27 protein-coding genes are annotated in these 24945 nt (G+C 70.3%); 19 read left to right on the plus strand and 8 right to left on the minus strand.

All coding sequences use genetic code 11. The features are described from left to right. Positions 1-125 precede the first annotated feature (125 nt). The 5 genes from IE177_RS17765 (at position 126) to IE177_RS17785 (ending at position 5086) form a co-directional block, all read left to right on the plus strand. A complete protein-coding gene (locus IE177_RS17765) occupies positions 126-2993 on the plus strand; it encodes an AfsR/SARP family transcriptional regulator (protein WP_190016336.1) in 2868 nt (955 codons plus the stop codon). Positions 2994-3118: 125 nt separating this feature from the next. Then, positions 3119-3433, plus strand: a complete 315-nt coding sequence (locus IE177_RS17770) for an ArsR/SmtB family transcription factor (protein ID WP_190016337.1) — start codon at positions 3119-3121, stop codon at positions 3431-3433. After that, entirely contained in the window at positions 3430-3849 is a 420-nt protein-coding gene (locus IE177_RS17775) for an SRPBCC family protein (protein ID WP_190016338.1), read from the plus strand. The genes IE177_RS17770 and IE177_RS17775 overlap by 4 nt, the downstream gene beginning before the upstream one ends. Positions 3850-3954: 105 nt before the next feature. Then, the gene (locus IE177_RS17780; RefSeq protein ID WP_190016339.1) at positions 3955-4410 is read left to right on the plus strand and encodes a DUF6083 domain-containing protein; all 456 of its coding nucleotides are present in this window, start codon (positions 3955-3957) and stop codon (positions 4408-4410) included. Between the two features lie 223 nt (positions 4411-4633). Next, positions 4634-5086, plus strand: coding sequence for a hypothetical protein (locus IE177_RS17785; RefSeq protein WP_190016340.1), 453 nt, complete (start codon positions 4634-4636; stop codon positions 5084-5086). 231 nt (positions 5087-5317) lie between these two features. On the opposite strand, the gene IE177_RS17790 is transcribed toward IE177_RS17785, so the two are convergent. Continuing rightward, the gene (locus IE177_RS17790; protein ID WP_190016341.1) at positions 5318-5773 is read right to left on the minus strand and encodes a GNAT family N-acetyltransferase; all 456 of its coding nucleotides are present in this window, start codon (positions 5771-5773) and stop codon (positions 5318-5320) included. 624 nt (positions 5774-6397) lie between these two features. Here IE177_RS17790 and IE177_RS17795 point away from each other — a divergent pair. The 4 genes from IE177_RS17795 (at position 6398) to IE177_RS17810 (ending at position 9271) form a co-directional block, all read left to right on the plus strand. Beyond that, positions 6398-6505, plus strand: coding sequence for a keywimysin-related RiPP (locus IE177_RS17795; protein ID WP_110635242.1), 108 nt, complete (start codon positions 6398-6400; stop codon positions 6503-6505). Positions 6506-6638: 133 nt separating this feature from the next. Next, positions 6639-8510: an asparagine synthase-related protein gene (locus tag IE177_RS17800; protein ID WP_190016342.1), complete on the plus strand. Its 1872-nt coding sequence runs from the start codon at positions 6639-6641 to the stop codon at positions 8508-8510. Then, positions 8507-8764 (plus strand): lasso peptide biosynthesis PqqD family chaperone, encoded by a 258-nt coding sequence (locus tag IE177_RS17805; protein ID WP_190016343.1) that lies wholly within the window; start codon positions 8507-8509, stop codon positions 8762-8764. Before IE177_RS17800 ends, IE177_RS17805 begins: the two co-directional genes overlap by 4 nt. 90 nt (positions 8765-8854) lie before the next feature. Further along, positions 8855-9271 (plus strand): lasso peptide biosynthesis B2 protein, encoded by a 417-nt coding sequence (locus tag IE177_RS17810; protein ID WP_190016344.1) that lies wholly within the window; start codon positions 8855-8857, stop codon positions 9269-9271. Positions 9272-9394: 123 nt separating this feature from the next. On the opposite strand, the gene IE177_RS17815 is transcribed toward IE177_RS17810, so the two are convergent. The 3 genes from IE177_RS17815 to IE177_RS17825 all read right to left on the minus strand — a co-directional run bounded on the left by IE177_RS17815 (position 9395) and on the right by IE177_RS17825 (position 12172). Next, positions 9395-10165 (minus strand): hypothetical protein, encoded by a 771-nt coding sequence (locus IE177_RS17815; RefSeq protein ID WP_229816098.1) that lies wholly within the window; start codon positions 10163-10165, stop codon positions 9395-9397. 146 nt (positions 10166-10311) lie between these two features. After that, complete coding sequence (locus IE177_RS17820) at positions 10312-11823, minus strand: caspase family protein (RefSeq protein WP_308431568.1); 1512 nt, start codon at positions 11821-11823, stop codon at positions 10312-10314. After that, entirely contained in the window at positions 11810-12172 is a 363-nt protein-coding gene (locus tag IE177_RS17825; RefSeq protein ID WP_190016347.1) for a hypothetical protein, read from the minus strand. The genes IE177_RS17820 and IE177_RS17825 overlap by 14 nt, the downstream gene beginning before the upstream one ends. Before the next feature lie 268 nt (positions 12173-12440). Between IE177_RS17825 and IE177_RS35585 the strand changes: the two genes are divergently transcribed. After that, complete coding sequence (locus IE177_RS35585) at positions 12441-12707, plus strand: DUF6199 family natural product biosynthesis protein (protein WP_308431569.1); 267 nt, start codon at positions 12441-12443, stop codon at positions 12705-12707. Here the strand turns inward: IE177_RS35585 and IE177_RS17830 are convergent. Further along, complete coding sequence (locus IE177_RS17830; RefSeq protein ID WP_190016348.1) at positions 12598-14247, minus strand: alpha/beta hydrolase; 1650 nt, start codon at positions 14245-14247, stop codon at positions 12598-12600. The genes IE177_RS35585 and IE177_RS17830 overlap by 110 nt on opposite strands. 209 nt (positions 14248-14456) lie before the next feature. After that, complete coding sequence (locus IE177_RS17835; protein WP_190016349.1) at positions 14457-15353, minus strand: NAD-dependent epimerase/dehydratase family protein; 897 nt, start codon at positions 15351-15353, stop codon at positions 14457-14459. A gap of 146 nt (positions 15354-15499) precedes the next feature. On the opposite strand from IE177_RS17835, the gene IE177_RS17840 reads away from it, so the two are divergent. From IE177_RS17840 to IE177_RS17850, 3 genes are all read left to right on the plus strand, one after another. Beyond that, the gene (locus IE177_RS17840; RefSeq protein ID WP_190016350.1) at positions 15500-16462 is read left to right on the plus strand and encodes a GlxA family transcriptional regulator; all 963 of its coding nucleotides are present in this window, start codon (positions 15500-15502) and stop codon (positions 16460-16462) included. 135 nt (positions 16463-16597) lie between these two features. Then, entirely contained in the window at positions 16598-17026 is a 429-nt protein-coding gene (locus IE177_RS17845; protein WP_190016351.1) for an Rrf2 family transcriptional regulator, read from the plus strand. 82 nt (positions 17027-17108) lie between these two features. After that, complete coding sequence (locus IE177_RS17850; RefSeq protein ID WP_190016352.1) at positions 17109-17846, plus strand: NIPSNAP family protein; 738 nt, start codon at positions 17109-17111, stop codon at positions 17844-17846. A 13-nt stretch (positions 17847-17859) separates the two neighbouring features. On the opposite strand, the gene IE177_RS17855 is transcribed toward IE177_RS17850, so the two are convergent. Continuing rightward, positions 17860-18831, minus strand: a complete 972-nt coding sequence (locus tag IE177_RS17855; protein ID WP_190016353.1) for an SDR family NAD(P)-dependent oxidoreductase — start codon at positions 18829-18831, stop codon at positions 17860-17862. A gap of 55 nt (positions 18832-18886) precedes the next feature. On the opposite strand from IE177_RS17855, the gene IE177_RS17860 reads away from it, so the two are divergent. From IE177_RS17860 to IE177_RS17875, 4 genes are all read left to right on the plus strand, one after another. Beyond that, on the plus strand, positions 18887-19309 hold the full coding sequence (locus IE177_RS17860) for a MerR family transcriptional regulator (RefSeq protein ID WP_190016354.1): 423 nt from the start codon (positions 18887-18889) through the stop codon (positions 19307-19309). A gap of 72 nt (positions 19310-19381) precedes the next feature. Beyond that, entirely contained in the window at positions 19382-20065 is a 684-nt protein-coding gene (locus IE177_RS17865; RefSeq protein ID WP_190016355.1) for a GNAT family N-acetyltransferase, read from the plus strand. Between the two features lie 490 nt (positions 20066-20555). After that, complete coding sequence (locus tag IE177_RS17870) at positions 20556-21890, plus strand: S8 family serine peptidase (RefSeq protein ID WP_190016356.1); 1335 nt, start codon at positions 20556-20558, stop codon at positions 21888-21890. After that, positions 21887-22135, plus strand: coding sequence for a hypothetical protein (locus tag IE177_RS17875; protein ID WP_190016357.1), 249 nt, complete (start codon positions 21887-21889; stop codon positions 22133-22135). The genes IE177_RS17870 and IE177_RS17875 overlap by 4 nt, the downstream gene beginning before the upstream one ends. A gap of 120 nt (positions 22136-22255) precedes the next feature. Here the strand turns inward: IE177_RS17875 and IE177_RS17880 are convergent, their stop codons facing one another. Then, on the minus strand, positions 22256-23185 hold the full coding sequence (locus IE177_RS17880; protein WP_190016358.1) for an XRE family transcriptional regulator: 930 nt from the start codon (positions 23183-23185) through the stop codon (positions 22256-22258). A gap of 420 nt (positions 23186-23605) precedes the next feature. On the opposite strand from IE177_RS17880, the gene IE177_RS17885 reads away from it, so the two are divergent. Continuing rightward, positions 23606-23956, plus strand: coding sequence for a hypothetical protein (locus tag IE177_RS17885; RefSeq protein WP_190016359.1), 351 nt, complete (start codon positions 23606-23608; stop codon positions 23954-23956). 178 nt (positions 23957-24134) lie between these two features. Beyond that, entirely contained in the window at positions 24135-24503 is a 369-nt protein-coding gene (locus tag IE177_RS17890; protein ID WP_190016360.1) for a peptidoglycan-binding domain-containing protein, read from the plus strand. The last annotated feature ends 442 nt before the right edge of the window (positions 24504-24945 follow it).

Consider the following 24945-nt stretch of genomic DNA (forward strand, 5'->3'; position numbering starts at 1 on the left):
GCTGGGCGCCGCGCCCACCCATGCCGAGGCACCGGTCGCCCGAGCAGAATTCGACACGCCGCAATGGCACCGGGAACCAGGTGGGGGCCTGCCTAGGATGGCGCGGAGTTCAAGGGGGGGATGCCATGCCGACGTTCGGGCTGCTCGGTCCGCTGGTCGTACAGGACGGGGCGCGGGAAATACCGGTGGGAGGCGCCAAGGTCCGGGTGCTGCTCGCCGCACTGCTGCTCCAGGCCAACCGGACGGTGTCGAAGGACGGTCTCAAAGAGGCGCTGTGGGGGACGAACCCCCCGGCGACCGCCTCTGCCTCCTTGGCCAACCATGTGACGCGGTTGCGCCGGCGGTTGGCCTTCGTGGGGGAAGAGCCGTGCCGGCTCACGGCGGCCGCGCCCGGCTACCGGTTGTACGTCGGTCAGGGTGAGATCGACGTCGAGGTCTTCGAGGACCACGTGGAGGCCGCCCGACGGGCACATCTACGCGGGGACTGGAAAGCGACGGCGCGCAGCAGCGCCGACGCGGCGGCCCTGTGGCGCGGCCGGCCGATGGCGGACCTCCTGAACTTCGCGGACGCCGAGCCACAGGCGGCAGTGGTCCGGCAACTCGTGGAACACCGGTTGCAGGCGATGGAGCTGGGGTTCGACGCGTCCCTCGCTCTGGGCCGGCACGACGAGCTGCTTCCGCAACTGACCGTACTCACCTGTGAACACCCCTTGAGGGAAGCCTTCCACCGGCAGTTGATGCTCGCCCTGCACCGATCGCACCGGCAGGCGGAGGCCCTGCAGGTGTACACACGTCTTCGCCGCCACCTCGTGGACGAACTCGGCGTCGAACCGTCGCCCGCCGTCCAGGCGGCACACCAGGAGGTGCTTGCCGGCGACGTCGCCGACCTCGCTCCAGCGTCGACGTCCGTCACCGTCTCCCCGCCGCGAACCCGACCGCTGCGCCAGCTTCCGTCGGACACCGAGTGTTTCACCGGACGTGACACGGAGATCGCAACGCTCACCGCTCTGCTGCGCCCGGGCAGCGACGACCGGCGCCGGCAGTCCGGCCGTCCTTCGAGACCTGTCGTCATCTCCGGAATGGGCGGCATCGGAAAGACGGCCCTGGCCGTCCACGTGGCGCACCGGACGCACGCCGACTTCCCGGACGGCCAGCTCTACGCCGACCTGCGCGGCTTCAGCACGGGCACACGGCGCGATCCCCGCGACCTGCTCACCCGGTTCCTGTCGGATCTGGGCGTGGGCGCGGAGTCACTGCCGGACGACACGGACGACCGCGCGGCACTGTTCCGTGCCGTCATGGCGGAGCGCCGGATGCTCCTCGTGCTCGACAACGCGCGGGATGCCGCGCAGGTCACGCCGCTGCTGCCGGGCGACGGCGGCTGCGCCGTGATCATCACCAGCCGCCACACCCTCGCGGACCTGCCGGATGCCGTCCTGGTGCCCCTCGCTTCCCTTGATCTTCATGACCAGGAGGTACTCCTGGCAGCTCTGTGCGGAGTCCGGCGTGTGTGCGAGGACCCCCCGGCAGCGGCCGAAATCCTCGAAATGTGCGGCGGACTGCCGTTGGCGCTGCGCGTGGTCGGTGGCAGGCTGGCCTCCCGGCCGACGTGGCCGCTCGCCGTGCTCGCTCGGCGGCTGGGGGCCGGTACCGGCCGGCTGCGTGAACTTCGCGTGGGCGGACTCGACGTTCACGCGACCTTCGCGGTGAGCTACGTGGCCATGCGTGACAGCGAAAGGCCGGGGGAGCAGGCCGCCGCCCGCGCCTTCCGCCTCCTGGGACTGTGGACCCAACACCAGCTGACCCCGCGGTCGGTAGCCGCGCTGATCGGCCAGTCGGAGCCGGAGACCGCCCGGCTGCTGGACCTCCTGACCGACGCCGCCCTCGTACAGAGCCCGACGCCCGAGCAGTACGGATTTCACGACCTGCTCGGCGGATACGCCGCGGAAGTGGTCGCCGCGGAAGGGAACGGCCAGGAGCGCACGGACGCCACGCTACGGCTGCTGACGTGGTACGTGGCAACCGTGCAGAAAGCGTCACGGATGACCGTGGGCGAGACGCAGCCGCCACCGCCCCTCGGCGAACAGCCGACCGAGCTGGTACCGGCATTCACGGACGCCCACGAAGCGCTCCAATGGTTCGTGCGTGAACTGCCCGCCATCAAACACGCGATCGACAGGGCAGGTGCCCTCGGCCGCTCCGACATGGCATGGCGTCTCGCCGTCGGGCTGTTCGGGTACGCCGACACCTACTGGTGGACGGGCGAGTGGGACACATGTCTCCAAGCCGCCCTGGCCATCGCCAGGCAACACGACGACACCGTGGCGCAGGCCTGGCTGTACCGCCGCATCGCCGTCGCGCACGGCATGGCCTACCGCAACGACGAGTGCCTGGAGAACCTGCGGCTCGCTCTTGACCTCTTCGAGCGCGCCGGCGACATCGCGGCGCAGGCGTCCATCACCGGCAACATGGCGGCTCTCCACTTGCAGGCCGGGAGGGCGGAGGAAGGGCTCGCGTACGCCCTGCGCTCCCAGGAGCTCTACCAAGGGACGAACAGCCCGGGCAGCGAGGCGCTGGTGCTCGGCAGACTCGGTGACGCGCTCCGGCTGGCCGGGGATTTCGAGGGCGCGGCGGAGCAGTACCGCCGACGCCTTCCCCTGCTGCGCAGTCAGGCACGACCCACAGCGCTCGCGACGGCGCTGACGAACTACGGTTCCACACTCGGAGCACTGGGCTCGCGCGAGGAGGCCTTCGCCGCTCTCGACGAGGCGCTGGCCATCCGGCGAAGGGTCGGCGACTACGGTGGCGAGGCCGACTGCCTGGCGGAAAGGGCCAGGACCCACCAGCACTTCCAGGAGTACGAGGCCGCACGCCGTTGCTGGAACGCGTGCCTCGACCTCGCGCGAACCCACAACCTGTCCCAACGCGCCCGTGAGAGCAAGGAAGGCCTCGCGGCCCTGGACAGCGCCTGTCCGGCCGGCGGCCGGGCGTAGGAGCGCGTCCTCCGCGCCACAACCCTGCCCGGCCGTCCGGCCCGGGTGCGGGGGTACGAGGAAGCGGTCCTTCGACGCGTCGGAGATTCTTGACGCGTTGGATTGTTCCGACGCATAGTGGGGTCATGCCTACGGACGTGTTCGGCGTGCTGGCCAGTCCGGTGCGCCGCAGACTGCTCGAAAGCCTTCGTGAAGGACCGCGCTCCACCGGTGAGCTGGCCGGCATGTTCGAGCTGGGGAGGCCGGCCGTCTCCGAGCACCTGGCGGTGCTTCGGACGGCCGGACTGGTGCGCGAGGAGCCACGTGGCCGGCACCGCTTCTACCACCTTCAGCCGGCCCGGCTGGCCGAGGTGGGCGAGTGGCTGCATCCGTTCGAGCACTACTGGAAGCAGCGCCTGGACGCGCTGTCCGATCTCCTGGACGAGGAAAACGGCACATGACGACCGAGAACGACACCATCACCTGCGAGAAGTATCTGCCGCACCGCCCGGCGGCGGTCTGGAGAGCCCTGACCGATCCCGGCCTGCACGCCCGATGGTGGGCCGCCGGTGACGTCAAGCCCGTCGTCGGGCACCGGTTCACCCTGGACATGGGCGACTTCGGGCACCAGCCCTGCGAGGTGACCGAGGTGGAGGACGAGCGCCTGCTGGTCTACCGGTTCGCCGAGGGCACCCTCGACACCACCATCACCTGGACACTGCGCCCCGAGGGCGAGGGCACCCGACTCGTCCTCACCCACGCCGGCTTCGACCTCGACTCCCCCATGGGCCGACAGGCGTACGAAGGCATGGGTCACGGCTGGCCGAGCGTCCTGGAGCGTCTCGACGCCGTCTTGGGCGACACCGCCCGATCCTGACCGCCCCGACGAGCCGGCTCCAGTGGGCGCGCGAGTTCGTGACCGCTGAACGAGGCCAAATCGCGACCTTCTGGAATCCGGTCGGAATCACCCACACTGGAGTACATGGGGGGTCTGTCCGATGTGGGCCGGTTCGTATGTGATCGCTGCGGTGACGCAGGCGCCACCGTGCGCGAGCGAGGACGGATCGACCTCATGGCCGAGCTGTGCGACGCGTGCTGGGACCGCTTCGCCAATGAGATGGCCGAGGCCGACGGGGCAACAGCTGCCCCGAGGCCCGATCCCGGCCCCGACGACGTGTCGTGGATCGAACCGCCCACCTGCCCCAGATGCGGAGCGATGGTCCGCGTGTATCCCACCAACTATGACCGGTGGGTGAGCCTCGCCACGACAGAACTGCCCGCCAAGGACGTGCCGGAGCCCTTCCGGTGGCGTCTGGCGAAGTTTCCGGGTCGATCCCGAGTCACCACCGAGATCGTGGCTGTCCGGGTCAGAGGAGTCGATCCGCTGCCGAGCGAGCCCGTCGTGCCGGCCCACCTCATGATGTGCGTCATGGACTGAGGCGAGTCCCGGTCGAGGTCGACGTTCCGGTCGAACCGGGTGATGCGGGTTGGGGTGCGCTGTTAGTGGCCCGTTGACGGGTTGTTGTGCGGACCGGCGAGGGTGGTTCCCGACCAGCAGGACCGCCTCGTACGGGGGGCGGACACAACCCGGTCGGGCGTGCACGCGAGCAGGGCCGGCCGTACCGAGTCCATGAGGAGTGAGTCACTTGAGCCTGGGGACCATGAGCAGGAATCTGCGCACGCGGGTACTGCCCGGCGCGGCCATGGTGTTCGCCGCCCTGATGATCAGCACCGACCCGGCCGCGGCTGCCGGCCTGCCGTGCAGCGGGTACGCGTGTGACGGCTACGACCCGGGCGGCGTCAGCTGGGACTCCGGCCCGGACACCGACGCCACCGCGACCGTGACCGACTTCGCCACGGTGGAGCTGCGGTCGGGCAAGAAGGACGGCAGGTGGTACGGCTGGGCTCGTACGGCCACTCGCTACTACAAGTACGGCGTGTGGATCGACCGTTCCACGGACGGCGGCCGCACCTGGGACGGCCTTCGCGGTTACCAGCACCGCGATGGCGGCGAGGCCTACACGCCCATGTCGTACTGGCCGGACGGCACGTGGCTGCGCGCCTGCGTGAACGTCGAGGGCAACGGGCTGCAGTGCACCAAGTGGGTCAGCTGACGACAGGAGTCACCCGGCTGACACCGCACCACCCGGCCCGCGCCTCGTAGCCGTCCTACCTGCGGGGGAGACCCTCGTCTCGTGGATCACCCGTGCGGCGACGGGCAGGGTCGGGGCAGGGTCCCGGATGACCCGTGTTCACGCAGACCGGCGCTGCCGTCACCGGTGGCACAGGCGGCATCGCGGCTGACATGCCACCGGTGACGGCAGCGCGCCAGGCCCGCCCCTGGCTCAGAGTGCCTTGGTCATGAAGGCGCTGTTGGGATCGGGCTGGTAGCCGGCGAAAGGCGCGCAGTAGCCGAACCCGAACTTCTCGTAGAGCTTCCTGGCGGGCAGGAAGAAGTCGGCCGTGCCGGTCTCCAGACTCAGCCGGGTGAAGCCGAGGCGCTCGGCCTCGGTGAGAATGTGCCGCAGCAACCGGGAGGCGATTCCGCTGCGGGTGCGCGTCGGCGCGGTACGCATCGACTTCAGCTCGGCATGGCGAGCGTCCAGTCGTATGATCGCGCCGCAGCCTACGACGGCGTCGCCCTCCCGCGCCGACCAGAAGGTGACCTCCGGGCGGCGAAGTCCCTCGAGGTCGAGAGCGTGCTTGCTCTCCAGCGGTGTGAGGGACCGCATCTGCTGGACGTGCTCGGCGAGGAACCGGGCGATCTGGGGGCCGGACAGGTCGTCCTGAGCGATTCTCATCGTGCCCATCCATACCTCCGACGCCGAGACCACAAGTGTCGCGACACTGTAAGCGGCCTCCGGCTGCAGCCCGCCACCGGGTCGCTCGACGAGCTCACTCCGGCGGCTGATCCCGCCCGCTGCCCACCGCGACGCCGTCGCGGCAATGACCAGTCCGGTGCGCGCCTTGATCGCAGTGTCCGATGTCGCCACGGCCGGGAGTCGCAAGGACCGGGCCTCGGCCAGCCGGACCGCGATTGGCCGACCGGTGCCGGCAACCGGAATCCTGGTTGCCGCATCCTCCGATGTCAGGACGGTGTCACCGCAAAGGGCGCCGCCCGTACGGCCGGCACGCCTTGGCCGGAAAGGCCTTCCCCTGCCCGAGCAGCGCGTCGCGCATACCCCGTCTCGTGCAGAACATGACAGGCCGCTCACAGCTCGTGAACCGTGAGGCGGATGTGACGGGAGGGACGATACCCAGGTGAGCTCTGATGACTCGTGGACACCGTTGCGGCGGGAAGAACCGCACGTCTAGCTTTGTGCACTGCGTCGGCGCCCTCCCGATGGTGTGGCTGCGCCGGCTCAGGTACCAGGCGGGACAACCCCGCGTTCCTCGACGGCACTCAGCGACGAAGGGATATGACGATGGCCTACGAGCGTCCCACTCTCACCAAGGTCGGCGACTTCCAGAAGGTCACGGGCCTGGCCGGGACGGGCAGCCCCGACCTGCTGGGCGGCCACAGCCTGCTCTGACCTCCCCTGACCTTCCCTGCGCTTGGCATGAGCACGTAATTCGCGGGTTGGTCGAGCACTTGGGCGGCACCGCCGGTGCCGCCCACACGCTTGACCGCACACGCCGACCATCCCCGACCGGAAGGACCCGCCCATGGTGACCGGCCCGTCGTCCACCTCCGGGGCCTGCTGGTTCCTGGTCCTCCCGGACACCGATGCCGTCGCGGCCGTCGCCGCGCGAGCCCGGTCGTGCGGGACCCAGGAGATCCCGCACGCGTCCGGAAGGCCCTGGCTGGTCGGCCGCTGGCCGGGCCACGCCCTGACGGCAGCGGCGTGCGGACCTGCCCGGCTGGCTGTGCTCGGACAGCACTCGGTGACCGAGGAGGAAGCGGCACGCGCGGCCTGCGCCGGCTCGCCCGAGGCCGCCGACGCGTATGCGAGGAGGTGGCCCGGCAGCCACCACGTGATCGCCGGTCTCAACGGCAGGACGCTGGTCCGTGGCACCGTCACCGGCGTCCGCAGCGTCTTCGTCGCCCAGGTGCCCGGCGCCGGCGGCGCTCACCTCGTCTCCGACCGTGCCGATGTCCTGGCCGGCCTGACGGGCGCGGATCTGGACGAGGGCCGTCTGGCCGTGCACCTGCTGAGCCCCGGCATACTGCACCCGCTGACCACCTGGACGGTCTGGCGCGGCGTCGACGTCGTGCCCGGCGACCGGCGCGTCCTGCTCGACCGCGAGGGTCGGCTCCGTACGAGCCGCTGCTGGAGCCCACCGACGGCCGAACTGCCGCTCGCCGAAGGCGCCCGGCTGGTCCGGGAGCGGCTCGCCGACGCGGTCGCCGTACGGATCACAGGCCGCGATCTGGTCAGTGCCGATCTGGGCGGCGTCGACTCGACCGCTGTGGTCGCCACCGCCGCCCGAACCGGCGCGAAGACCGTCGCCTACACCGCCGCCGTCCACGACGTCCTCGGCGACGACGTCGCCCATGCGCGCCGCACGGTGGAGGCGCTGGACACGGTGGAGCACCATGTGGTGCCCGCGACAGCCGTGCCCCTGACCTTCGACCGCGTCGACGCGCTCGACGACGACCTCGACACCCCATCGCTGTACGCGGTCAACCGCCATCGGCGGATGCACATCATCGAGCGGGCCGCGGAGCGCGGCTCGCCCCTGCACCTGAGCGGAATGGGCGGCGACGAACTGTTCAGCGGTGCCTCGGCACACGTCCACGGCCTGCTGCCCCGCCATCCCCGAACGGCTTGGCGGCTCGCCCGGGGCTTCACCTCCCGGCACCGTTGGTCCCGCCGCACGGCCGCGGCCCAGCTCCTGGACCGCCGCCCGTACGGCTCCTGGCTGGCCCGGGTCGCGCACGACCTCACCCTCCCGCAACCCCCCATGTCCGTCCCGCTCTTCACCTGGGGAACCCCGCCGCGACTTCCTCCATGGGCCACCGAACCGGCCGTCGAGGCCGTGCGCACGCTGATCCACGAGCAGGTCCAGGACGCGGAGCCGCTCTGCCCCGGCCACGGAGGGCACCGGGAGCTGGCCACGCTGCGCACCCTGGCCCGATTCGCACGCCACGTGCAGCAGATGTCCGAACCACTCGGGGTGGACTTCGCCGCGCCCTACTACGACGACCTGCTCGTCGAGGCCGCCCTCGCCGTCCGCCCCGGCGAGCGGGTGACGCCGTGGCGGTACAAGCCGCTGATCGGGGAGGCCATGCGGGACGTCGTGCCCGAGGCCGTCCGGCACCGGACCACCAAGGCGCACGCCGCCTTGGAGGAGGAGACCGGGCTGCGCCGCCACCGCTCCGCACTGCTCGCACTCTGGGAGGGCTCCCGGTTGCGCGAGCTGGGACTCGTCGACGTGGCGGCACTGCGTGACTGGTGCGTTCGGCCGCTCGCCGCCGACCTGGAAAGCGCGCTGCTGCATCCGACGGTCGGCTGCGAGGTGTGGCTGCGCACACGTGAACGAAGCCGCGGGCCGCTGCGGCCGACGGAAACCGACACAGGAGGTACCCCGGCATGACGGTGAATCTGCGCTCCGGAGTGGTGACGGCCGACACCGAGTACGGCATGGCACTGCTCGACCAGAACAGCGGCGAGTACTTCACCCTCAACCCCACCGCCGCGCTGATCGTGCGGACCCTGCTGGACGGCACGAGCGAGGAGCAGGCGGTGACGGCGCTCACCGATCGGTACGACGTGAGCGCCCAGCAGGTCGAGGAGGACATCGCCCGCATCCTTCGGGAACTGCGCGCCGCGAAGCTTCTGGCCGCCTGACCTCTGGTCCGGAGCACCGCCGCCGAACCCCGTTACCTCACCGCCCCGGGCCCCGCCCCGGCCCGCCCTCGTCACGGAGGCATCGCCACAGTGTCCACCTCGCAAGTCGTCCCGCACGACCCCCGGTCGGTGCCCCTCGGTCCGCGGCTGGTGACCCGGCTGGCCGTCGGCTGCGCCCATCTGCTCGCCCGGCAGCCCCCCGCCCGTATCCGCAGGGTCCTGCTGAGGCTGCGCCCGGGAGCCCGGCTCGCGACCCTCGACGAAGCCGCCCGGGCGCGGGAGACCGTCCTCGCCGTCAGTCTGGCCGCCGGCGGTCAGCAGGGTTGCCTACCGCGTTCCCTGGCCACCGTGCTGCTGTGCCGACTGCGAGGTCAGTGGCCCACCTGGTGTGTCGGCGTCCGCACGCAGCCGCCGTTCGCCGCGCACGCCTGGGTGGAGGCGGACGGTGTCCTGGTCGGCGAAGGCGCGCCCGCCGACTACTTCCAGCGGTTCATCAAGGTGGACTGAGCGGCAGCGCGTCGCTGCGGCTCCTCACTGCCCCTTCCGGGGCATCGGCAGCGTCCGGGTGAGCGCCGGCCGCCGGCCGGCCTCGCCCCTCCCGGGCGCCCCGGAGGGGCGAGGCCAGCGGTGTCAGCCCTTGAGCTTCTCCGGATCCATGACCTCACCGGCCGGTGGGGGTGTGACCGTAACGGGCTTGTTGAACGCGGAGAAGTCGAAGGAGCCGGGTTCCTTGCCGCCCTTGACCGTCATCCTGAGCGCATAGGGCTCGCCCTTGGCGGCAACGAGGAGGGTCTGGGTCGCGGCGCCGTCCTTGCCCGTGAGGGTCACGGCGGGCGTTCCGTTGACCTCGGTGTCCGCCTTCCTGGTCAGGTGGCTCTCCTTCTTGTCCTTCTCGAACATCGTGTCGATGTCACAGAAGGGGAACTTGTCCTCCTTCTTCGCATCCTGCGCCGGCATCTTGAACCAGCGTCCCTTGAGCATCTGGATGAGGGCATCCGTGTCCTCGGACGAGGAACCGTCCTTGCTGCCCATCTGCTGCCAGAACTTCTCGTCACCCTTCATGTAGGCGGCGTCGCCGATCTGACGGATCTCGGCGGACGCACCCCCGGTGGTGAAGGTTCCCTGGCAGTCGCCCGCTTTGGCGACGGAGAAATCGAAGGTCATGTGCTGGCCGTCGGTGGTCATGGTGCCGGCGACCTTGAACGAATCCAGCTTCGTCATGGCCACGCGGGCCTTCTCGGAGATCTGATTGGCAGTCAGCCCCTTGAACGCCTCCGCCGTGGTGGAGCCGGAGCCGTCCGTCTCCTTGGTGTCCGTCTTCTTGTCGGTGCCGCATGCGGTAAGGGCCATCACCGTCGTCACGCACAGAGTCGCCGTGGCCATGAGAGTTCGTTTTGTCATTTTAAGTTTCCCCTTCAACAGACCGTCTGCTGATCCGACTCGGGAAAGGCGCAAAGGGATGCGATGAGCGGAACGTGATCCTCCTCACTTCACACATCCCACACCCCTGTCATAGGGACCCGGTGCGCCTGCCACGCGCGAGCTCTTCAGGCGAACCAGTCGGGGTGGCGCTTGCGGAGGTCGACCATGGCTGCGACGAAGTCATTGAGGGCGTCGCGCATCAGCTCTCCGTAGAACCCCTCGAACACCGCCTTCTGAGGGCCGAAGCGGACCGTGGTGGTGACCACTTCCGTCTCCCCGCCCCACCCCGCTTGGTCGTTGCTGCCCGACCAGGTCTCCCACCGGCTCGTGGAGGAGACCGAGAGCGATGACAACTCCCGGTACGGAATCCGCAGCAGGTGTGTCGCGTCGAGCACGCACAGATGTGTGCTCGTATAGGCCACCGCCCACCGCGAGTCCACGGTGCGGCCCGTCCTGACGTGTCCGACCAGCCGCTCCCAGCCGACGACTTGGCACCGTTCCCGCAGCCTGGTGACTCCGCGCCCCCCGAGCGTGCCCTCGTCGATGAGGGCGACACGCTGCTCCCGCAGCAGTCGACTCAACGCGATCTCGAAGTCGGCGGGTTCGACGAGGTGGCGCAGGATGTGGGCGTCCACCTGCTGCTTGTCGTAGCCGATATCCCTTTTGCCCGACACCTCGGGGAAGAAGGGCGGCTGGACCGGCATGGTTCGCCGAGGGTCCGAGATGAGGTCGATGACCTGCCTGAGGTGGTTCATGACCTCGCCGATGTCGTATCCGGAACCCTTCACCGGGTCGAACGGGTAGTCCGTCGAGGGCGTGACCGCGACCGGTTCGTGGGCAGTCGCGGTGACCGGCTCGACCGCGGCGGGACGGTTCGGTCTGGGCCCCGCCGGATTGAAGGCGACGACGAGGTCGCCGATCGCGCTGTTGACGCTGAGGGTCGGCGTCTGATCGGGCAGGATCCGCCTGACGCGGTCGCAGACGTCCCGGTAGAACTCCTCGGCACCGACGTGACCGTCGCCGTCCCGGTCGCCCGTGCCGTGGCGCAGCGACTGCACCACAGCCGTGGTGAAGACCGACGGCTTGGCCCCGTCTCGGCTGCGCTCACCGTCCTCGTAGCTGTACTGCAGCGAGGTCGAGGAGGTGATGATGAAGCGGCCGCGGCCTCCCAGGTTGCCCGCCACGTCGACGGCATGCTCGCCCGCGCGCGTGCGCATGCCCTTGACGAACGCGCCGCTGTAGCAGCAGTCGAGGAGCAGGATGATCTGCTGCGACGCGCTCTGCTCCATGCGGTCGTTGAGGAAGTCGGCGTCGACCGAGCTTGCTTCCAGCGTGTCGACCTCCGTGTCCCGGGCGGCGAAGTGCAGCCGGCCCCGGGAGTCCTTGCGGCCGTGGCAGGAGAGATGGAGCAGCAGAAGGTCCTCGGGGGCCGCCGCGGTGAAGAAGCGCTGCACGCCCCGGGCCACTTCGTCGCGCGTCCGGTCCTTGAGGACGTCGACCGCGAAGCCCCCGATCGCCCCGTCCTTCAGAACCTCGGAGAGGGCCATCGCGTCCGCGTCCGCCCCGGGCAGATGCTCCAGTCGCGGATCGTCGTAGCGCGAGGTCGTCACGACGAGAGCCCGCCTAGCCACGGTCACCGGATTCCCGCGGCCGGGCCGCGTCCCCGTCCTGCTCGACGGACGTGAAGAAGCGCTCGATCGCTTCGCGCTGTTCGGCGCGTCCGGTGGAGGTGAGCCGGAGTTCGTGCTCGCCCAGCTTCACCTCGATGGAGCCGGAGTCGCGGCGCCGCACCCAGTCCTGCAGGAGCTCGATCAACGAACGCACCAGTGCCGGCCCGGTCCGCAGGGTGATCACGAGCGCGGCGGCCTCCCAGGCGCCGGCAGACCTGGTGCCCACCGGAGCCGGACCCGTGGGCAGCGGCGCGACGCGATGCAGCGCGAGCTCCGCCAACTCCTGCACCAATGCGACCGTTTCGGCCTCGGACATGCCCCTCCCGGCCGAATCGTCGTGCCACAGCCGAACGGTCGCCTCGATGAGATTCCCGTGACGGTCCACGCCCCGTCCCCCCTCTGGAAGTACTCAAGTGCTGGAAGGGGGACAGAGTGGCACGAAGGGGTACTTCTTCGGGGCGGTTTCGCGAATACTCAGCCGACGCCTTGCGCGCCGATGCCGTACACGGGGACGCTCTGCGGTCCATGTCCGGCGGCCCTGTCGGACGTCGTCTGCCGGGGAGGCGTCAGGGCATCCGGTTCCCATGGATCACAGTGCGACAGTGCGGGCCTCGTCCGAAGGCGGCGATTCCAGTCCTGCCCTTGTCCTGACTCTGTGCCTGTTCCTGATCCTGGGCCTCGTTCAGGTTTTCCGTCCTCAGTCGCTGTGGCGCTTGAACAGCCGCATGCAGCGGGGCTGGGTCAAGAATCCCGAGGGGACCGAACCAACTCGAAAAGGCTATGCGGTGGGGCGGGTGACGGGCGCTCTCTTTCTGGCTTTCGCCACCTGGATGCTGATCCGGCAACTCTGACGGCAGGCCAGGCTGCCGGCCTGTGCCCGACGTCCGGATCCTGATCGGCAAGCCGTCGGGAAGGCACGGAGGGGCAGCTGGTACCCCGTGGTGGGATTGCCAGGTCGGTGAGGTAGCCGTCCACGGTGTCCTCCATGCACGAGCCGCTGGTGACGCTGCCGTGCCCCTGGCCCTCGTAGGTGAGGAGCACGCCGCTGCGGCCGAGCTGCCGGGCCACCGAGACCGCCCATGGGTAGCCGGTGGCGGGGTCGTGCAGCGCGTTGGACAGCAGGATCGGCGGGGCGCCGTGTACGTCCAGGCGGTGCTGCGGGTTGGCGGTCGGCGCGCCCAGACACGCCGCTGTCATCTGGATCGGCAGCAGGTAAGGCAGGTCGGGCGCGGTCGTGTTCATGTTGGCGACGAGTGAGGCGTACTCCCGGTAGTCGCGCACTGGCAGGTGCCAGTCCGAGCAGAAGACCGGCGTGGCCGGAGGCAGCGGTGCTGTCGAGACGGGTGACGCGGGCAGCGGCCTGCGTGCGTCCATCTGGGTGATCACCGTGGCCAGGCCCGCGTAGTCGGCCTCGTAGAACTTCCGAAACGCGATCTTGTTGACCAGGTCCGGAGGTGACAGCGAGGTGCCCGGCTTCGCCGGGTCCTCCAACTCCCCTCGACCGGCCCGCGTCAACAGGGCCCGCCAGACGGCGTGGACGTCGCGGCCGTGGAGCGCGCAGCCTGCGGCACCTTCGCACCACTTGACGAACTCCTGGAAGGAATCCTGTGCCGAGGCCGCCTCGGACTGCAGGAAGTCACGGGTGGTGGGGACGCTGTGGTCCATGACGCTCTCGAGCACGATCGCGCGCACGCGACGCGGGTATGTCTCGGCATACTGTGCCCCGAGCAGTGTGCCGTACGAGCTGCCGTGGAAGGTCAGTTTCGGCTGGCCGAGGGCGGCCCGGAGGGCGTCCAGGTCCCTTACGGTCTGAGTCGTGTCCAGGTGGTCGAACACCGGGCCGGTGCGGGCCCTGCAGTCGGCCCGGAGCCGCCGGTTGTACGCCACGGTTGCATCGAAGTCCGCCTGGCTCTTGAGCACCGGCGACGGCCGCTCGGCAAGCAGGCCGCCCGAGCAGGTCACCGGGTTGCTGCCGCCCACACCGCGCGGGTCGAAGCTGACGACGTCGAACCGGCGGCGGACCTCGGGACTGAACCGGCTGATGCGGCGCACCACCATGTCCACCCCCGAGTCGCCCGGCCCGCCGGGGCCGAACACCATCGAGCCGACGCGTGCACCGGGGTCGGTGGCTTTGCGGCGGGCCACGGCCAGGTCGAGTCTCGGCCCGTGCGGGTGGTCCCAGTCGACCGGCACCGAAAGAGTGGCGCACTCGGCTCCCGGCCTCTCCGGGTCGTCACACGGTGCCCAGTGCAGGGCGCCTGTGGCAGACGGTGATGCGTGGACCGCCGGAGCGCCGGCGAGGCCGGTGGTGACCGCCGTGGCGGTTCCGACCGCCATGGCCGTGCACCGCGCGGCGATTCGCCGTAATGCGGACCTGCCCTCCAACAGCATGAACTCTCCTCGTGCAGCGAGCGGTTGTGTCAGGCGTGCGGAGCCGGCCGGGGCACGTCCGTCACGTTAGGCGCACCGTCGTCCATGTGGTGCCCCTGTCAGGGGCATATCCGGGTCGGGTCGGGGACCGCTCAGGGTGATCGTCGAGCCTCGCGCGCTCACCTCCCGTCGTGGGCGGGCCGGGGCGCCCCGGCCCGCCCACCGCGGCATCAGGCCGCCAGCGCTTCGCGGAGCGTCGAGGGCTTCAGTCCGAAGGTGTCGCGGATATCGCTGTCGTCCACGAGGAACGGCCGCTCGGACATGTAGCTCATCTCGGCGAACTCCCGCCACAGTGGATCGGTGAAGGACAGCAGCGTCAAGTCCCGTTCCGTGAGCGGCTCCAACCGCGGTCGGGGCGCTCCGTGCAGTTCGGCGAGGTCGGACGCGGCCCGGCGCACGGTCGTCGTGATGACCGGGGCGTGCCAGGCCCGTCCCCAGGACCGCTCGTCACCACTGACCGTCACCAGCGCCGTTGCGACGTCCTCGGTGTACGAGAACGCATGCGCCGCGTCGGGGTCGCCGTGGACGAGAGCCAGCTCACCCCCACGGACCCGGGGCGCGACCAGCAGTGTGAACGCCGAGACCGCGCCCGGGCCCAGGTACTGGCCGGCTCGCACCTCAGTGGCCCGCAGCCGCCCTTCGTCATGGGCCTTCTTGGCCAGGCGCCACAGGTCGGCCCTCACCCGGCCCTTTCGGGTGTGCGGGGCCATCGGGGTGCGCTCGGTGACCGGCCCGGCGGTCTGCTGGTAGCCGTAGTGATTGCCGAGCATCACGTAGTCCGCGCCGGCTCGCTCGGTCGCGGCGAGGATCGAGGCGAACAACGGGGGCATGGTCTCCGGCCAGGTGTGGTAGGCCGTCATGGCGGCGTTGAAGACCGTGGCCGCTCCGTCGAGTGCCTCGGCCAGCTCGTCAGTGCGGCCCGCGTCCAACGCGATCCGTTCGATGCCGGGATGGTCGGGACCACTGCCGCTGCGGGTGATGAGGCGGACCCGCTCGCCACTGCCGGCCAGTTGTCTGGCGGTCGCGACTCCGGTCGCACCTGCCCCGATGACCGCTGATTCACTCATGATCAGTCTCCGTTCACTACAGGAATGGATCGTTTCCCCGAAGGGGAGACGTGATTCGCGGAGGGCCCGACCGCTCGCCCAACTCTGCCGCCCGGCCGCAGGGTAGGGTCAGTGGCCTGAAAGCCATGAGATCCAAGGATCCAGCCATGCATCGTGTCGCCGTCCTGGCCGTCCCTGCGGTCAAGCCCTTCGACCTGTCCATGCCGGCGACGCTGCTCGGCGCCGCCGAGCCCGACGGACGCCCCGGCTACGAGGTGACGGTGTGCACCGCTGTGCCCGGGACGGTCACCGCCTCCGGTGGTATCGACGTGGTGATCCGGCACGGGCTCGACGCGGTCGCGGCGGCGGACACCGTGATCGTCCCCTCGACCGCCAGTCGGCACGACGCCGAGCCGGCCGCGTTGGACGCCTTGCGGGAGGCGGCCACCGCGGGCAAGCGCGTCGCCTCGATCTGCAGCGGCGCCTTCGTCCTCGCCCAGGCGGGGCTCCTCGACGGCCGTGTCGCCACCACCCATTGGGCTCTGGCCGAGGAACTGCAGCGCGCCTTCCCCGCAGTACGCGTGGATGCCGACCGGCTGTTCGTCGAGGACGGACGGATCGTCACCGGTGCGGGCTCGGCCGCAGGGATCGACCTGTGCCTGCACCTGATCGACCGCGACTACGGAGCGGCCACGGCCAACACCGCGGCTCGCGCCGCCGTCGTCACCCCGGTCCGCCACGGTGGGCAGGCACAGTTCGTGCAGACCCCCCTGCCGGCCGAGACCGACTCCTCATTGGACGCGGCGCGCATCTGGGCACTGCAGCACCTTGACCAGCCGATCTCTCTGCAAGACCTGGCCGGTCAGGCGAAGGTCAGTGTGCGGACCCTGACCCGGCGCTTCGCCGCCGAGACCGGTGTGACCCCGTTCCGATGGCTGCTTCAGCAGCGGCTGCTGCGGGCCCGCGAGCTGTTGGAGACCACCGACCTCACCGTCGACCATGTAGCCCGCCGCAGCGGCCTCGGTTCCGGCGAGTCACTCCGCCAGCACCTGAGCCGCCAGATCGGCATGACCCCGGCCGCCTACCGGGGCGCCTTCACTCACCGCCCGAGCGTGAAGGCTGGTCGGTGACGACGCGCGTCGGGCCGGCGCGGGGCGCACCCGGCGGGTCTTACCGCGTCGAGCTCTGCGAGCTCTGGTCGATTCATGTGGCTTGACCGCAGGATTGGATGTAACAGAGACTGTTACAGGGATTGAGGGGGAGTGATGGCGGCGAACAGCCGGTTGACCATCGCGACGCACGTGCTGGCCTGGCTGGCGCTGGCGCAGCGCCAGGGCCAGGAGGTTCTCACTTCGGAGCAGGTCGCGGCCAGTGTCAACACCAACGCCGTTGTCATCCGGCGCAGCCTCGGCGACCTGCGACGGGCCGGTCTGGTAGAGGTCCGCCACGGCGCCGGCGCAGGCTGGAGCCTGGCCCGGGACCCCGAGGGAATCACCCTGCTCGAGGTGTACGACGCAGTCGACGCGCAGCCACCGTTCGGCCTGCACCGCAGCGAGCCCAATGCGGAGTGTCCGGTCGGCCGAGGCATCCGGCCGGCCCTGGGCGGCGTCTACGGCCGCGTCGAGCGTGCCATGCGGCAGGAGTTGGCGCACACGTCGATCGCCGACGTACTTCGCGAGACGCTGGTGAACTAGCCGGCGTGCCGGTAGCCAGGCGGCAGTGCACCGCTTGTTGTAACAAAGTCTGTTCCAACAATTGAACGAGGAGTTAGGACTGGTGAAAGCCCTACGGTGTCCGGTCGTCGAACTGCGGCAGTACACGCTGCATCCAGGACGGCGAGACGTACTGGTCGATCTCTTCGACCGGGAGTTCGTCGAGTCCCAGGAGTCAGTGGGTGCGACCGTCCTGGGGCAGTTCCGCGACCTGGACGATCCCGACCGGTTCGTCTGGCTCCGCGGCTTCGAAGACATGCCACGCCGTGCCAGGGCCCTGGAGAGCTTCTACGGCGGGCCGGTCTGGCAGGCGCACCGCGACGAGGCGAACGCGACGATGATCGACTCCGATGACGTGCTGCTACTGCGGCCGGCCTCGGCGCGCGGCGGGTTCCCCGTGACGGACGGCGCCCGGCCGGCCCCTGGCGAGCCGGCGCCGTCGCCGCCGTCGCTCTTCCTCGCCACGATCTGGTACGGGCACCGCTCGTTCGACACACCGTTCGTCGAGTTCTTCGAGCAGCGCGTGCGACCTGTACTGGCCGAGACCGGCGGTGAACCACTGGCGTACCTGCAGTCGGAACACTCCCCGAACACCTTCCCGGCACTGCCGGTACGGCTGGACGAGGAGGTCTTCGTATGGTTCGCACGTTTCACCGACGAAGCCCACATCGACGACCACCTGGAGCGCCTGCGGCTTTCCGGACGCTGGCGCGAGGAGGTGCTGCCGACCCTTTCGAAACGCTGGGCCAGGCTCCCTCACAGGTTGCGGCTGGCACCCACCGAACGGTCAGCACTACGGTGAGGTCGTAGGAAGCTCATCGCGTGATCGGGGTGGCGCCGGTCGCCGCGACGGACAGTTCCCACAGTCGTGCGGCTGCGCCGGGGTCGACGGCGTAGGCGCGGACGCCGCCGTCGTCCATGTGCGCGGCGGGGGCGGTGACGCCCGCGACGTCGCAGTCCTCGAGGTAAAGCCCGCCGCGGCCGTCGAGAAGCGGGGAGGTGGCGGCCCACAGGCCGGTGGCGGCGCCTTGCGAGGGCGTCTTGAAGCCGGCGCCGATCACGGTGCCGTGCCCGTCCACCCAGCCACGGTCGATCTGTTCCTGAAGAGTCATCTCTCGCTGGAGGCGGGTGATGATCTTGCCCGGGTGGACAGCGAACGTCCGCACACCGTCGTTGCGCCCAATGGCGTCGAGCTGTACGGCGAACAGGGCGTTGGCGGTCTTGGCCTGGCCGTAGGCCAGCCACTTGTCGTAGCCCGTGCGGAAGTGCGGGTCGTGCCACCGGATGTCGGTCAAGGTGTGCCCGGCGGAGCTGTTGACGACGACGCGCGCACCGCCGGCGGCGGCCAGGAGCGGGTAGAGCTCACAGGCGAGAGTGAAGTGTCCGAAGTGGTTCACGGCGAGCTGGCCTTCCCACCCGGGCCCGACGCGCCACTCCGGGGTGGCCATGACGCCGGCGACGGCCATGAGGAGATCGAGCTTGTCGAGGGAGTCACTGATCTGTGCGGTGGCGGCGCGCACGCTGTGGAGGTCCGCCAGGTCCATGGGGATGACGTCGCATCCCTCCACGTCCGCGAGAACGGCGCGGGCCGGGCCGGGCCGGCGCGCCGGAACCATGACCCGGGCCCCGGCGGCCGCCAGGCTTCGGGTGGTTTCCAGACCGAGTCCGGAGTAGCCCCCGGTCACGATGGCGGTGGCACCGGAGAGGTCGAGGCCTGCGACGACGTCCTCGGCGGTGCTCGTGCCGGAGAAGAGCGAGCCGAGCGGCTGCTGATCGATGATTGTCATGTCGGAGACGTTAGAAACTAGAGCGAGGTCTAGATCAAGTCCTAGGCTGGGCGGCATGGCGACTGTCGACACCGACGCGGAGCCGCTGAGCATCGGCGAGGTGGCCGAGCGGACCGGACTCAGCGTGCACGCACTGCGTTTCTACGAGCGCGAAGGTCTGCTGGTCGGACCGGTCCAGCGCACGGCAGGCGGGCGGCGACGGTACACCACCGCCGATGTCGACTGGCTGCTGATCTGCGTCAAACTCCGCGGAACCGGCATGCCGTTGGCCGATCTCAAACGGTTCGCCGAGCTGGTACGGCATGGCCCGGGCAACGAGGCGGAACGGCTGCGACTCCTCGACACGCATCAGCAGCGCATCGAGGCACAGATCCGGACGCTGGAGGAGTGCCGCTCAGTCATCGCCTGGAAGGTCGGCGTCTACGCCGAACACCTCGCCCGCGACGACGCCGGCGGACTCTGGGACCCGACGGTCTGAGGCAGGGCGGGAGGACGACAGTGGCCGGTCGGTTCGCCCGTCCGATGGTTGCCGTCATGCTTGAATCGCCGGATGGCGAAGATCGAACCAGAGCTGATACGACGTTGGCTGGACGGCTGGACCGTGGCGCGCTCCCTGCCCGAGGCCGAGCCGGTCGAGCCCGCTGGGGACGGATTGCGGTCCAAGTGCGACCAACCGGGCCGTGAGGTCGAGGTGTTCGCGCTGTGTGCGGACGAGAGGCCCGAGTCCTTGGCCCGGCTGGCGGCAGGCGTCGCCGTCGCGCGGCAGACCACCTGGCTCACGGTACCCACGCTGCGCCCGGGCACCGTCGAAGCCGTCCTCGCGGCGGCCGGGCTGGAGTTGCTCCGCCGGTCCGAGTGGTTCATGACCACTGATCTGACCGAGCACCCGCGGCACGCACCCGGCGCACCGTACGAGCGCGAGGTGCGCACGGAGGGACCGGTGACGTCCGTCTCTCTCCGTGGCCCCACCGGAGAGGTGGCTGCGCGCGGCGCTGTCGCCGTGGTCGGCGCCGACGCGATCGCCGACCGCATCGAGACGGACGCGGCGCACCGCCGACGCGGACTGGGCCGCGCCGTGATGAGCACTCTGGCGGAGACCGCCGTGTCCCAGGGCGCCCGTACCGGTCTTCTCATCGCCAGTGAGGAAGGCCGGCGCCTTTACTCCTCCCTCGGCTGGCACCACGAAGCCGACGTCCTGATCGCCCGGGGGCCGGTGGCTTCCTCCACCCGGTAGGACGAGCCTCCTGATCCGGGGATGGCCGCCGTCGGGGTGGTCGAGCCCGCGGCCGTTGCGGGGGACGCCGCTGCCGCTGGCACGGCCGGATGCCGGCATCAGGCGCAGTGCGGGCGGTTCCGGCCGACCCGGTCGCCGCCTCGGCAGGGGATGCTCCCCGACCGGCGATGACGCGATCGCACGCCTGGCCGCGGCCGTCCTGGTACGGGGACAGGGGTCGCCGACGACGGCGTCGACGGCACCTGCGGATGCGCGCCGGGTCAGAGGCCCGCTGGGGGACGGCGCTGAGTTGCGCGCCTCCGTACCCGATGCCACGGTCTAAGCGGGGGATGCCGACGACCTTGCACGGGACAGCGCTACAGGCGACGGCACCAGGCGTCGGAAGAGGACTGAACCGTGCCTCCCCCCTCCTGGCGCCGGTCACGTCCGTCCCTCCGTGGCTCGGCGCGTGTCCACGAAGCAGGGGGGCGCAGAGAAAGCGGGAAATGCGATGGCGAACGGTTTCACGGACAGGCGCGTCTTCGGCGGGCCGCCCGATCGGCCCAGTGGCTCCGTCACGGGCCCTGGTACGGAGTACACCGGCCGGTACGTGGTCCTGCTCGACCCGAGCGACCAGGAGAGCGGCCTGAACGCCCTGCGTTCCTCCGCCGGGATCGCGTCCGTCGAACGCGTCCGGGGCGCCGAGGCCGCGAACGCCGCCGAACTCCTCGAACGCCCCGACGTGTCGGTGCACTTCGAGGAACTCGGAGCCGCCGTCGTCGAGGTGCGGCCCGACCAGCGCCACACGCTGGTGACAACCGCTGAGGCGGAGCCGTCGATCATCGCGGCGGAGCCGGAGCGCATGGTGTACGCGATGCCGATCACCGCTCCGCAGCAGGCGCCGACTGAGTTCTTCCCGGCCTACCGCAGCGACGAGGACGTGGTCGCCTGCCACACGAGGACCGAAATCGCCGCCGCCCAGGGCCCGGCCTCGGACGAGCAGAGCTTCACCTGGGGCCTGCAGGCGATCCGGGCCAACCTGACCGACCTGACCGGACGCGGCGTGAAGGTCGCCGTCCTCGACACCGGCGTGGACACCACCCACCCGGACCTGGTCCGGTGTGTCGAGGGCACGATGTCTTTCGTGGTCGGCGAGGCGGTGGAGGACGGTCATGGCCACGGCACCCACTGCGTCGGCACCGTCGCCGGACCGAAGAACCCTCAGCAAGCACCGCGCTACGGCGTGGCCTGCGACGCCCGCATCCTCGTCGGGAAAGTCCTCAGCAACCAGGGCAGCGGCGCTGACGGTCAGATCCTGGCCGGCATGGCCTGGGCCATCGCCCAGGGCGCGCGCGTGATCTCGCTGTCGCTCGGCGCTCCGGTCGGACCGGGTGAGCTGTTCCCGCAGACGTATGAAATCCTGGCCCGCCGCGCGCTCGAGCGCGGGACGGTGATCGTCGCGGCCGCGGGCAACGACAGCAACCGCCCTCCGAGCATTCTGCCCGTCAGCCGACCCGCGAACTGTCCGTCCATCATCGCGGTGGCGGCGCTCGACAAGTCGATCACGCCGTCGTTCTTCTCCAACGGTGGCATCAATGGCCAGGGCGGGGAGATCAACATCGCCGCGCCCGGCAGGGACGTGCGATCGGCCGCTCCCGGCGGCGGGTACCAGACCATGAGCGGTACGAGCATGGCCACGCCGCACGTTGCCGGTGTCCTCGCCCTGCTGGCCGAGGCCAACTCCAACGCCTCCGCGGCCGATCTCGTGGCGAGCCTGAAGTCAGGCGCGTTCCCGTTGACACAACCCGTCCGGGACGTCGGCGCGGGCCTGCTCCAGGCCCCGTGAGCGAGTCACCCCGGTCCGCGCCGGTCGGGGTCATCTTCGCGGTCGACCCCGACCGGTTCGCGGAGGTGGTGCGGGCCCTGCGGCAGGCGGGGTTGACGGTCACGAGCGAGCAGCCGGAGCTCGGCACGCTCTCCGGTACTGTCACGGAGGATCGCCTACCGGCCGTGGAGGCGGTCGACGGCGTCGAATCCGTCGACCGGGAGGGCACCGTCCGACTCCCCCCGCCCGACTCACCTTTCCAGTGACTCGTGTTGACCTGCGGGGCTGCAGCCCTGTCCGATTCGGACCACGAGGTCGCGGTCGCCGGGGTCAGGGCCGGCCGCTTCGCGGGAAGCCCCGCGCTGCTTCGCCGTCGGTGAGCGTCGTCACGCTGGCGGGGTCAACGTAATGAGGAACTCCTGGTCGCGGGCCCCTGAGCAGCGGCCCTGAACCATTTCGGCGCCTTCGACGGTGTCCTGGTCGCGGACGGAGAGGCATTGGCCGGTGGCGGCGGGGCGCAGACGGAAGTGTCCTGAGGCCGGCGGGCCGATGGGTTCGACGCGGAACTGCTGCGTGGGATCGTCCTCGGCACAGTCGTCCCGAGGTTCGATCAGACCGCGGCCGGGGCCGTCGCGCAGGAGGGTCAGGCAGCCGATGCCGTACTTCGGATGGTGCCACTGGATCTCGACCAGGTTCTCGCCGACGGGTTCGATGTAGGTGTGCGGCAGGACGGCTCGTGTGCAGGGGTACTGGGCCGCGATGGCCGTGGCGTAGTGATGCGTCCGGTCTCGTCCTTCGGTGACACACAGCCGTGGGGTACGAGCCGGGTGGATCTGTGCCCAGCTGCCGACGGCGAGTATGGCCAAGCCCTGCACCGGGCGGGCGTCGATCGTCGTGCGGTGTGGTGCGGATGCGGACGAAACCAGTGTCTGTACGCCCAGGGCCGCACCGGCGCCGATCGCGGCGGCCGCGATCAAGCGGACGAGGCTGTGCCGGTGTGTGGACCGTGACTCACGGTCGGCTTGTGCCGTCTCGGGTGCCGCCTGCTCGTCGGCTCCGGGCGGCTCGACGTCGGTACGGGGACCGGAGGACTGTTCGGCCATGGCCAGGCGTCGACGAGCGTCGAGCCACCGCTCGGTATCGGCCTCACCGAGTCCGCAGGCGCGGGTGAACGCGGCGACGAACGGCTCACGGGGCAGTGTCGCGCGCCCCAGGGCGGTCGCCATCGTGCTGGAGGCCAGCGTGTCCCCGCGCGCGGCGGCCTTCCCTTCCAGCTGCCGATAGGACAGGCCGGACCAGATCCGCAGGGCACGCAACGCCGCTGTGAACTCCTCGGCAGTGCGTGGCCGTTCCGGCTGCGGCGTTCCAGGCGGCGGCTCGGCGCCGTCGCTCTCTGCCCCTCGTACCACGATCCCACCGTAACGGGGCCTCAGCGCTGGGCGCTTCCGGCAAATCCGTCAACTCCCCGCGCTTTCAGCCATGTTCCGCTTGCTGTGCGCCAGCGTTCGACGGGTGCTCGGGACTGTTCCGAACGTACGCGAACGCCTGGGTGGGTTGTGGGCGCTCGCCGTCGCCGGGAGGCTCTGAGCGGTTGTCATCGGCGGCCCCCCATCACGCGGCATGCGGAGTCGGCCGGCCGGCCCGTGGAGCACGCCGGCACACCCCGTGGCGCCGGCTGGGCGCCGCATCCGATGACGGGCCGGACAGAGACCAGGAGCTGGAAGGAGTCGCGACTGATGAAGGCTGTCATGAAGTCGGCGGGAATACTGGGCGGCCTGGTGACCGCGGGAGTGCTCGCCCTTGCGCAACCGTCCGCGGCGGTGTCCGTCGCGAGCGACGACACCTACTTCACGACCCAGGCGACCAAGCAGTACACCTGCGCCAAGACGACCTGCCGAGTGAAGAGGAACCTCTTCAAGGGGCAGCCGCTCTGGCTCAATTGCTACTACGTCGGTCAGCGGGTGTCGGGCAACTCCATCTGGTACAACACCACGACGTTCGAGGGCGAGTACTGGGTCGACGGGTACACCCCGGGCCAGTACATCAACACCGGCTCCGACCCTCGTCCCGGGATCGCCCGCTGCTGAGCGGTCCCGCGCCGGCGAAGAGAGACAGCCGACGGGTGCGTCCCCCACCGCACGCTGCGGTGTAGGGCCTCGCTCACCGTCGGACACGCCCAGCCCGTCCCATCCGATACCGGCTTCGGCGACGTCCAGGCGCCGAAGGCCGATTCCCATCACCCCGCTGTGAAGAAGGAGAAGATCCATGTCCATGATCCTGCGTAGGCGAGCCGGGCTCGTCGTCTCGGCGTTCGCGCTCGGCGCCGCAGCCGTTGCCGCCGGACCGGCGATCGCCTCTCCCGCCTCCGTACCGGCTGCGCCGACCTCGGAAAGCGCCTGTCCCTACGACCGGGCTCACCCCAACCTCTACCCCGGTGACACCGGGAAGGCCGTCACCCACGCACAATGCCTGCTGAACATCTACGGTCGGCACCTTCAGGAGGACGGCCAATTCGGTGCCGCCACCAAAGCCGCCGTCATCTGGGCACAGGGCCGGTGCCACATCACCACGGACGGCATCGTCGGCCCCAAGACGTGGGACTGCCTGCACCCGGACAAGAGCCCCAACCCCTGACCCGCATGCCGCCGGTGAGGATCTCGACCCGTGCCGGCGCCAGAGGCCTCCGGAACCCGTCCCTCCCGGGGGACAGGCCGCGCGGGAACCGGTAACGCATCGCAGCAGCACACAGCCCGGCGTTCCCCGTGGGGATGCCGGGCTCGTTGCAGTAAGCGAGGGCAACCGCTCCGCCCTGCGAATGGGTGGACCTGAGCGGTGGGACTCGTGCGCCGACCGAAGACGAGCACGGGCCATGGGTCGGGATCGTCGGCCGTGGTCAGCCAGCAGTAGATGTCTGCGCCGCTCGTGACACCCCAGGCGACGATGGACTCGGGGTCCACGTGCGGACGGATGGCCTCGGCCGGCCGCAGCAGCAAGGGCGCCGGCTCGTCGCTGTGCCAGTTCCCGCTCAGGGCGACCCGGAGCCTCGAGCGAGCCGGCCTCTGCGCTTCTATGTGTC

The sequence above is a fragment of the Streptomyces lucensis JCM 4490 genome, from assembly GCF_014650035.1.
GTDB classification, from domain to species: domain Bacteria; phylum Actinomycetota; class Actinomycetes; order Streptomycetales; family Streptomycetaceae; genus Streptomyces; species Streptomyces lucensis.

Excerpts from the sequence above, each read along its gene's own strand:
- IE177_RS17840 (WP_190016350.1), top strand. The coding sequence starts at position 15,500 with ATGCATCGTGTCGCCGTCCTGGCCGTCCCTGCGGTCAAGCCCTTCGAC.
- IE177_RS17770 (WP_190016337.1), top strand. The coding sequence starts at position 3,119 with ATGCCTACGGACGTGTTCGGCGTGCTGGCCAGTCCGGTGCGCCGCAGA.
- IE177_RS17865 (WP_190016355.1), top strand. The coding sequence starts at position 19,382 with ATGGCGAAGATCGAACCAGAGCTGATACGACGTTGGCTGGACGGCTGG.
- IE177_RS17845 (WP_190016351.1), top strand. The coding sequence starts at position 16,598 with ATGGCGGCGAACAGCCGGTTGACCATCGCGACGCACGTGCTGGCCTGG.
- IE177_RS17890 (WP_190016360.1), top strand. The coding sequence starts at position 24,135 with ATGTCCATGATCCTGCGTAGGCGAGCCGGGCTCGTCGTCTCGGCGTTC.
- IE177_RS17870 (WP_190016356.1), top strand. The coding sequence starts at position 20,556 with ATGGCGAACGGTTTCACGGACAGGCGCGTCTTCGGCGGGCCGCCCGAT.
- IE177_RS17780 (WP_190016339.1), top strand. The coding sequence starts at position 3,955 with ATGGGGGGTCTGTCCGATGTGGGCCGGTTCGTATGTGATCGCTGCGGT.
- IE177_RS17835 (WP_190016349.1), bottom strand. The coding sequence starts at position 15,353 with ATGAGTGAATCAGCGGTCATCGGGGCAGGTGCGACCGGAGTCGCGACC.
- IE177_RS17805 (WP_190016343.1), top strand. The coding sequence starts at position 8,507 with ATGACGGTGAATCTGCGCTCCGGAGTGGTGACGGCCGACACCGAGTAC.
- IE177_RS17825 (WP_190016347.1), bottom strand. The coding sequence starts at position 12,172 with ATGTCCGAGGCCGAAACGGTCGCATTGGTGCAGGAGTTGGCGGAGCTC.
- IE177_RS17830 (WP_190016348.1), bottom strand. The coding sequence starts at position 14,247 with ATGCTGTTGGAGGGCAGGTCCGCATTACGGCGAATCGCCGCGCGGTGC.
- IE177_RS17855 (WP_190016353.1), bottom strand. The coding sequence starts at position 18,831 with ATGACAATCATCGATCAGCAGCCGCTCGGCTCGCTCTTCTCCGGCACG.
- IE177_RS17800 (WP_190016342.1), top strand. The coding sequence starts at position 6,639 with ATGGTGACCGGCCCGTCGTCCACCTCCGGGGCCTGCTGGTTCCTGGTC.
- IE177_RS17765 (WP_190016336.1), top strand. The coding sequence starts at position 126 with ATGCCGACGTTCGGGCTGCTCGGTCCGCTGGTCGTACAGGACGGGGCG.
- IE177_RS17795 (WP_110635242.1), top strand. The coding sequence starts at position 6,398 with ATGGCCTACGAGCGTCCCACTCTCACCAAGGTCGGCGACTTCCAGAAG.
- IE177_RS17885 (WP_190016359.1), top strand. The coding sequence starts at position 23,606 with ATGAAGGCTGTCATGAAGTCGGCGGGAATACTGGGCGGCCTGGTGACC.
- IE177_RS17860 (WP_190016354.1), top strand. The coding sequence starts at position 18,887 with ATGGCGACTGTCGACACCGACGCGGAGCCGCTGAGCATCGGCGAGGTG.
- IE177_RS17775 (WP_190016338.1), top strand. The coding sequence starts at position 3,430 with ATGACGACCGAGAACGACACCATCACCTGCGAGAAGTATCTGCCGCAC.
- IE177_RS17815 (WP_229816098.1), bottom strand. The coding sequence starts at position 10,165 with ATGACAAAACGAACTCTCATGGCCACGGCGACTCTGTGCGTGACGACG.
- IE177_RS35585 (WP_308431569.1), top strand. The coding sequence starts at position 12,441 with ATGGATCACAGTGCGACAGTGCGGGCCTCGTCCGAAGGCGGCGATTCC.
- IE177_RS17785 (WP_190016340.1), top strand. The coding sequence starts at position 4,634 with ATGAGCAGGAATCTGCGCACGCGGGTACTGCCCGGCGCGGCCATGGTG.
- IE177_RS17790 (WP_190016341.1), bottom strand. The coding sequence starts at position 5,773 with ATGAGAATCGCTCAGGACGACCTGTCCGGCCCCCAGATCGCCCGGTTC.